Origin of the sequence: Microcystis sp. LE19-84.1B (assembly GCF_027531875.1) — a bacterium.
GTDB lineage: Bacteria > Cyanobacteriota > Cyanobacteriia > Cyanobacteriales > Microcystaceae > Microcystis > Microcystis panniformis.
This window is the reverse complement of the sequence record NZ_JAPZSR010000251.1, coordinates 1-8,256: the sequence shown is the minus strand read 5'-3', so window position 1 is coordinate 8,256 and position 8,256 is coordinate 1. Positions and strand designations below refer to the sequence as shown.

The 8,256-nt window shown below is 44.1% G+C and carries 5 protein-coding genes and 1 pseudogene; 3 read left to right on the top strand and 3 right to left on the bottom strand.

Annotated elements, in window-relative coordinates; genetic code table 11:
- Window positions 1-173 precede the first annotated feature (173 nt).
- On the top strand, window positions 174-1,412 hold the full coding sequence (gene ctpA, locus O9324_RS14980) for a carboxyl-terminal processing protease CtpA (RefSeq protein WP_287627602.1): 1,239 nt from the start codon (window positions 174-176) through the stop codon (window positions 1,410-1,412).
- Window positions 1,413-1,690: 278 nt separating this feature from the next.
- Here ctpA and O9324_RS14975 read toward each other — a convergent pair whose 3' ends face one another.
- Window positions 1,691-1,822 (bottom strand): hypothetical protein, encoded by a 132-nt coding sequence (locus O9324_RS14975; RefSeq protein WP_288140592.1) that lies wholly within the window; start codon window positions 1,820-1,822, stop codon window positions 1,691-1,693.
- A gap of 128 nt (window positions 1,823-1,950) precedes the next feature.
- Between O9324_RS14975 and O9324_RS14970 the strand changes: the two genes are divergently transcribed.
- Together O9324_RS14970 and O9324_RS14965 are read left to right on the top strand one after the other, a co-directional pair.
- A complete protein-coding gene (locus O9324_RS14970) occupies window positions 1,951-3,255 on the top strand; it encodes an ABC transporter substrate-binding protein (RefSeq protein WP_288140591.1) in 1,305 nt (434 codons plus the stop codon).
- A gap of 822 nt (window positions 3,256-4,077) precedes the next feature.
- Window positions 4,078-4,224 (top strand): annotated as a pseudogene (locus O9324_RS14965) (DUF3782 domain-containing protein); the annotation flags it as partial.
- Between the two features lie 70 nt (window positions 4,225-4,294).
- Here O9324_RS14965 and O9324_RS14960 read toward each other — a convergent pair.
- Complete coding sequence (locus O9324_RS14960) at window positions 4,295-4,834, bottom strand: REP-associated tyrosine transposase (protein WP_287627600.1); 540 nt, start codon at window positions 4,832-4,834, stop codon at window positions 4,295-4,297.
- Between the two features lie 146 nt (window positions 4,835-4,980).
- Window positions 4,981-8,094, bottom strand: coding sequence for an nSTAND1 domain-containing NTPase (locus O9324_RS14955; protein WP_288140593.1), 3,114 nt, complete (start codon window positions 8,092-8,094; stop codon window positions 4,981-4,983).
- Window positions 8,095-8,256 lie beyond the last annotated feature (162 nt).

Here is an 8,256-nt window from a genome sequence, read left to right as displayed (position 1 = left end):
ATAATACAAGGTCAACAAAAAGATGTCAAGTTGTATCCTTAACAAGGGAACAATCAGACTAGGAGCCGTGTGAGGTGAAAGTCTCATGCACGGTTCTGAATGGGAGGGGAGGTCGGTGACGACCTTCTCGACCCCTAATAGCAGATCAGCACTTGATTTATAAGAGAAGCAAGATGAGAAAAAAATCTTTGTGGGTGGGATTATTAGTGGGATTTTGGTTTTGTCTGACTTGGATGGCATGGACACCCACAGCAGCCGCCTTTAGCGAAGAACAAAAATTATTACTACAATCTTGGCGATTAGTCAACCAATCTTATTATGATGACACATTTAATCATCAAAACTGGTGGCAGGTGCGGGAACAATTCATCAAAAAACCCCTCAACGATCGGACGGCGGCCTATAATGCGATCGAACAGATGTTAGCCACCCTCGATGAACCCTTTACCCGTCTCTTGCGACCGGATCAATACCATAACCTACAAATTAGCACCACGGGGGAATTATCGGGGGTAGGACTGCAAATTAATATCAATCCCGACAATGGTTACTTAGAAGTAGTTGCCCCCCTTGCCGGTTCTCCTGCTGAGGCCGCTGGTTTAACTAGCCACGATCGCATTTTGTTTATTGATGGTATCGATACCACTACTTTAACCCTCGATGCAGCAGCATCCAAAATGCGCGGGACCGCCGGAACAGAAGTTTCCTTAGTCATTCTTCCCTATCAAAAAAGTCAACCAAAAACCCTATCTTTAACCCGTCAACGCATTTCTTTAAGTCCAGTGGTAGCGGTTTTAGATAAAAATTCTAGTTCCTTGCCCATCGGTTATGTGCGCTTAAATCAATTTAGTGCTAACGCTGCCAAAGAAGTCTCGGAAGCTGTGACGAACCTACAAAAACAAGGGGCCAAGGGTTATATTTTAGATTTAAGAAATAACCCCGGTGGTTTACTGCAAGCAGGCATAGAAATCGCTCGGATGTGGATTAATCAGGGAACGATCGTTTACACGGTTAATCGCGAGGGAATTGCCGATAGTTTTGCCGCTTCTGGTAATGCTTTAACCGACTCGCCTTTAGTCGTTTTAGTCAATCAGGGAACCGCCAGCGCCAGCGAGATTTTAGCCGGAGCATTACAGGATAATCAACGAGGGGTTTTAGTGGGAGAAAAGACTTTCGGTAAGGGATTAATTCAGTCCCTATTCGAGTTACCAGACGGGGCAGGATTAGCGATTACTGTGGCTAAATATGAAACTCCCGCCCACCATGATATTCATAAGTTAGGAATTATCCCCGATCAAGTGGTGGCACAGGAACCGATCACCTATGAGGAAATCGGCACCGAAAAAGATAGTCAATACCAAACGGCAATTCAGTTTTTAAACCAGAACACCGTTTTAGCCAAAGCTTCCTAAGTGGGGTTTTCAGTTATCAGTTACCAGTGATCAGTTACCAGTTATCAGATGCAAGTTTTCAGGATTCTTCGTTACTTGGTATAGTTCGATCGGGTGGCATAAATCGACTAAATCCTTATCTGGCAAGAGACTTAATTGATTAGTTCGTTAGAGAGGGAAAACAATTGACAAAGATCGCATCAATGTCTTTATATATAAGGGTTTTATCCCTTATAGCCCTGTTTATTGCCTAACACAAACCGAAGAGCCATTTAGGGGTTTAGGGGTTTAGGGAAATTTCAGCCAAATGCTCTACTTCCCCACTTCCCACTTCCCACTCCCCCACACCCCACTTCCCCATTTCCCCATTTCCCCATTTCCCCACACCCCACACCCCACACCCCACGGCATAAATCGAACAAATTAGCCATTTTTTCCGTCAATATCTAAATTAAGATGAAAACCTGTTTGATTTGGAGAGAATGCTAACATCGATTAGAATTTTCCCAGTCAGGGTTTTTCAGCCTTGCAACCTTAACTAATCCTTGATCTTAACGCCATGCAGAGATATATTCGATCGCCCCTAGCCCTAACCCTGAGCATTAGCCTCTTAGCTAATTTTTTAACCGCTTGTAATAATGCCCAAACCCCGAATAACAACGCCTCTAGTCCCACCACCACTGCCCCCAGTGATGAGGGACTAAAATTAGGGGAATTACTGCCCATTACCGGAGATTTAGCCGCTATTGGTCAAAATATGCCCGAAGCGGCTGCCCTAGCGGTAGAGACTATCAATGCCTGTGGTGGAGTCAATGGCAAACCCGTCACCCTCGTGAAAGAAGATGACCAAACCGATCCCGCTGCCGGCGCTTCAGCGATGACGAAACTAGCGGAGGTGGATAAAGTAGCTGGTGTGGTCGGTTCCTTTGCCAGTAGCGTCTCAGGAGCAGCCGTCGATGTGGCGGTGAGAAATCAAGTGATGTTAGTCTCTCCGGGTAGCACCAGTCCCGTATTTACTGACAGGGCGAAAAAAGGCGATTTTAAAGGTTTTTGGGCGCGGACGGCTCCCCCGGACACCTACCAAGCTCAAGCTTTAGCAGTCCTAGCTAAGAAAAAGGGTTTTCAAAATGTGGCCACCGTCGTGATCAATAACGATTATGGGGTCGGATTTGAGCGGGAATTCGTGGGTGCTTTCGATAAATTAGGCGGCACGATCACTAATAAGCAAAATCCCGTCCGTTATGACCCGAAAGCTGCCACTCTCGATAGTGAAGCGGCGGCTGCCTTCGCTAACCAACCGGATGCTGTAGCGGCAGTCCTTTACGCTGAAACGGGCAGTTTATTACTACAAGCGGCCTATAAACAGGGGTTGACCAAAGGAGTTACTGTCCTCCTCACCGATGGGGTTTATTCGGAAGATTTCACCAAACAGGTGGGGAAAGGAACCGATGGTAAGTCAATTATTGCTGGCGCCCTAGGCACGGTCCCCGGGGCCAACGGTCAAGCTTTAAGCGCTTTTACTACCCTCTGGAAAGAAAAAACCGGCAAGGATGTCACCGCTTTTGTTCCCCATACTTGGGATGCGGCGATTTTATTGATGTTAGCAGCCGAGGCGGCTAAATCTAACACCGGTGAAGGGATTCAAAGCAAGATTCGTGAGGTGGCTAACGGCCCGGGGACGGAAGTAACCGATGCTTGTCAAGCTATGGAAATGATTCGCAAAGGCGAGGATATTAACTATCAGGGGGCCAGTGGCAATGTGGATATCGATGAAAATGGCGATGTGGTCGGTAGTTACGATGTCTGGACTGTTAAGGATGACGGGACTCTCAAGGTTATCGATAAGGTGACACCCAATCAGTGATCAGTGATCAGGAGGCGGTCGGCGGTCGGCAGGAGGCAAAAGGCAGGAGGCAAAAGGCAGCTTTATTCTCCCCACACCCCTGCTCCCTTGCTCCTCTCCCCCTCAACACCCACGAAGTCCGTTGACAGCAGCATACTTTGTGCTTTTTGTCAAAAAAACTTTTTTTTGCAATAAAACTACACAAAAAAAAGATCATCGTTGTGGGTGAAATTGACTCATTTACCCGTCTTAATTAGGATTACCTTCTAGCTGTGGTAAGGGTTTCAAGCGTTGCTGTCCAAAAAAGCACAGAATAGCCCATTATGAAATTCAGTAAAATCGCTGTTACCACTGTAACATCGTTGTTAAATAAAAATCTTTCTCAATTAATTTTTAAGAATTTGTAAATATTGCGGAATGTTAATTTAAATATTCTCAAGTTTTTGGCATCAATCAATAATTTTTGCTTATCTTTGTCGAACATTGGGTTAGGAGTAAGGAGTCAGTCCTGATGCCAAACTTGGCAGCGCCAAACATGAAAATATTCTGATTGACGAATTTGCGTTATTTCAGCCTCTATTTTCCAGTCAGTCCCGATGAAAAAATTTTCACCACCAGAGATGAAAAAGCAAATCCTGTTATCTCGTTCTCAGGTTCTACCTGGGAACCCTTTATTCAGGTTCTACCTGAAGGATATTTTAAGGCAGAGCCTTGGCACAAGCAAATCCTGCCATCTTGTTCCCAGGTTCTACCTGGGAACCCTTTATTCAGGTTCTACCTAAAGAATATTTTAAGGCAGAACCTTAAATATTGTGTGCCAAGGCTCTGCCCTGGCACAAGCGAAATCAAGCTTATGGGGCAGTCGCTGGGATTGAAATTAACGAAGGAGTAGATCGCTATGCTTATAAAAAGGGACTATTTGTCATCAAGCCTTCGGGAGATACTGTAGCAATTGTCAATGATGCTAACTTTCAGCCAAGGACTTGGTAGAACCTAGCTTCAGTTATCAGTTAATATCTCCCAACACTTCATCAAGGGAGTAGGTTTCATTATTACTTATTTAAGGAGACGGAGAAAGGTAATCAATTGACAAGATTCCCTCTTGATTTAAGTAGTTTCGATAACTGGAATATCGCCAATGGGCAGGATCGTCCACATAACCACGCTTAACTGGATTATTGTGAATATATTCTAGTTTTTGCTGTAGCACTTCCTCTGAGAGAATTGCTTGGGGATGAGAACCCTCTTGCCAAAGTTGATAATCTTGATCGATTTTATGACCTAATTTGAACAGACGAAGTTGAGTTAAGTAATGCTGGTTATTGGTTTGCTTAAGATAATCGATAATTGAGCGAGCAGTAAAGGATTTAAATTTGCCAATTTCTTTAGATAAATTAGCAGATGAAGCAATAAGATGAAGGTGATTTTCCATTAAGACATAACCATGAACTGATAACCGTTGATGCTCCTGAAGAAAGCTGAGAGAATTAAATATTATTTGGGCAAGTTCAGGTTTACTAAAAATCGGAATCCAATTGACAGTAGTGCAGGTGAGAAAGTATGGACATTGTTCAATAATTTGGTAGCGACTGCGTCCCATTTTTGCCGTCTCCTTTCCTTTGCGGGTTTATTTGTTGTGTCTCATTGCATCTCGTGCATCTCGTTCCCAGGTTCTACCTGAAGAATACTTTAAGGCAGAGCCTTAAATATTGTGTGTCAAGGCAGAGCCTTGGCACAAGCGAACTGTTAACTGTTAACTGAATACACCGTCCTCGACGACGCAACCACCCGAAAACCGTAGGCATCGCTGGGGAAAGCGACGTTGTCGCGAACCGCAGAACGGCAAGCCCAGGGACGGCTGCCCCATGACCCGCCATGTACGACATGATCTCTATTGTCTTGTAACAACACATCAAGATTTTTTGATATATCTTGATACAATTCTTCTTTTCCTTCATCCCATACCCGACCGTCATTGGGCGGGTCTTTATAGTTATCATGCCAAGGATCTAGACACCATTCCCAAACGTTCCCGTGCATATCATAAAGTCCAAAGGCATTTACGATTTGAAACCTGCCTACGGTTGTCGTCCTTGCACAAGCGGTTTGTGAATAATTTGCCAAAGCGGGGTCAATTTTCCACCCAAAATGATAGGGCGGATAAATCGGATTTTGAATTGATTCTTCACTGATAACTGACCTACAAGCATATTCCCACTCTGCTTCACTGGGTAAACGGTATTGATAGCCTTTCCCTTTTTTCTGAGACCAGCGCGATAGTCTCTCACAGAATTCCACCGCATCGTGCCAACTAATACGTTCCACTGGTCGGCAGCTATTTCCTTTATAGAGTGAAGGTTCTGGGTTGAGATCCCGTTTAATTTTAGGTAAAGAAGCCACTGCTCGCCACTGCGCCTGTGTTACCAGATATTTGCCTATCAGGAAGGGAGAAATCTTGACCTTATGTGGCGGGCGTTCATTTGGATATGCCCCTTCTTCTCCTTCAGAAGCACCCATCCAAAACTCACCGCCGGGAACTTCCACTATTTCTAGGTTTATTCCACTTTCTAACTCCTCGATTACTGTGGCTGGTAGGTCGTTTTCTGCAATGATTGAGAGGGCAATTTTTCCTTCCTTATCAACCTCTGCTGTCCAGATAGGAACTACTTCTCCCCACTGCTTCAGCAACCAGGAAGCTGACAGCCTTATTTGTGCTTTTTCCTTCTCATTTTCAAGTAAGTTTATTAACTTTTCTCGGCTTAAAAATGATTTGTTGGCTGCTTCTTTTTCTAAAGCTTGACAGTCTAAATCATCAATATCTGGCCTTCTCATATAAGAACGCAACTCCTCCTGGCTACTAGCTTGGAGAAACTCTTTAGCCAATTTCGTAGTCTCCACCGTGTCTTGATATTCTTGCAGAATTTTCTCCGCATCTGCTAACTTGTCACCTGACCACAAATAATCCTGAGATTTGTTACTTTTTTGCCAGTTTTGGGCATCTTTATCAACCTGTTTGGCTAATTCTCTTCCCTGTCGATTTTCGGTTCGCCACTGATTCAGTTCGTCCCATTTTTCAATTAAAGCTTCATGTGCCAAATCTACCCAAGCTTCTTCTTCTCGTTCAGTTTTTCCCGTCACTAAAAGGCGACCTTTCACTAATCCTTGTTTACCTTCAATTAGTTCTGTTAAGATTTTTTGTCCTTCTTGATTATCTCCAGCTAGAGACAAGATAAAGGCTTTTGATTGACGCAATCTGGTATCTTTTTCCCCGTCTCCTATTTGCAGAAGATTCAAGAAGATTCGCTTGATTAAAGCTTTCTCGACTTCCGTTCGCTCCTGCTGCGGTAAGTCTTTTTCATAATCTTTATATTGATAAACTTTATCAGCTTGACAATTTAACGCTCCTACTATCCCACCTATCGCCTCATAAGTATCTAAAGTCAGCCGATGTTTTGCCTCATCTCGTTTCTGCCAAAGCTGGGTTAAAGCAAACTCTAATAAGGGTAAAAATCCTGGTTCTTCTTTAATATCTTCAAGGATTTTATTGAGCAATTCTTTCGTAACTTCATAGCCTTGTAATTTGGCTGGTTCCGTGATAGCTTCTAGCAAATCTACTCCCCCTAAATTAGGCAGATATTCGGCGTTATTTTGAATTATTTGTCGCAGCCCATCATAACGCAAACAAGGTTCAATAAAATCCGCCCTCATGGTAGCAATAACTGCCAAAGGAGAGTCTGGAATTGTGGCAACTTGGGTAATCAATTCAATAAAGCGATCGCGCTGTTCTGCTAGAGCAAAAGTGAATAATTCCTCAAACTGATCCACCACCAGCAAAAATTTATGTTCGCGGGGAAAAAGTTTTAATAGCGGTTTTAAGCCTTCGCCGTCTTGATTATTGATACATTGATCCAGCAATTGTTGATCATCTCGAAAATAGGGTAACAGCAGGCTTTCCAACATTGTCAACGGCTTGAATCCAGGTTTGATGGGTTCGAGAATTTGCCATCCTAATTCTTCCAACCAGGGTATCAATCCCGCCAGAACTACCGAAGATTTACCACTTCCAGAAGCACCAATCAGAGGGACAAAATTTAGCCGATCTAGCTTAGATTTGATGTCTTCCACTACTCGCTTGCGTCCGAAGAAGAAATCCCGTTCTTTCTTAGTAAACGCCAGCAATCCTTGATAGGGACAGCGCAATTTTCCATTCTCATCTAGTAACGGTTCCACTTCTTTAACTTGAGGTTGCGCCCCATATTTGACCAGAATTAGCGATCGCCCAACTCCCATGCGAATCGGTTCTTGACCCTTCCCGCGCAATTCCCGCGAAACGAAATCAAACAGGCGATCGGCACTAATTTCTCCCGTTTTTGGGTCCGCCTCTTTTTGGGACAATCCCTTCAGTAAAGCGGCGGTGAACAAACTGTATTCCTCATCTTCCCAAGCCACCTGTTCTGACCGACAGGCGGTGATTAGGAAGTAATCTTGCTTCTCATTAAATGCTGAGAGGCTAGGTTCTAGCAAAGTGCGATTTAATTCCCGATTTTCGGGCAATAACGCCCCCGCATGGCAACAGTCTAGCATTACTACCAGATTACTCAAACTAGAACGCCGTAATAAAGGATTGAGTTCTCGGTCTAAAGAAATGGCATTTTTGCCTTCGGGTTGGCTATCGGAGGTGGCGAGATAGGCTTCCCCGTCACCGATGCGATTGATCAGGCGAAACCCGTGTCCTGAAAAGTAGATCAAGACTTCTTGATTTTTGGTCTGCTCTCCCGATAAGATTTGCTTTAAGGCTTGCAAGACTTCATTCCCCGTCACCTTTCCTGGAACAACTTCGTAGCGTTTTTCTGCGTCAATCCAGCGATTAGGTAGGCGTTCTACTCACCGTTCGCTTAAATTGAAGGGGTAAGGTGGGCAAAAAAGGTTAAAATCCTTGTGTAGTCAAGTGTTGGCCAACAAGGAGTCGAGCAATTACGTCACAAACACAGTCAGAACGAATAGATGATCTCCCTCTAATTA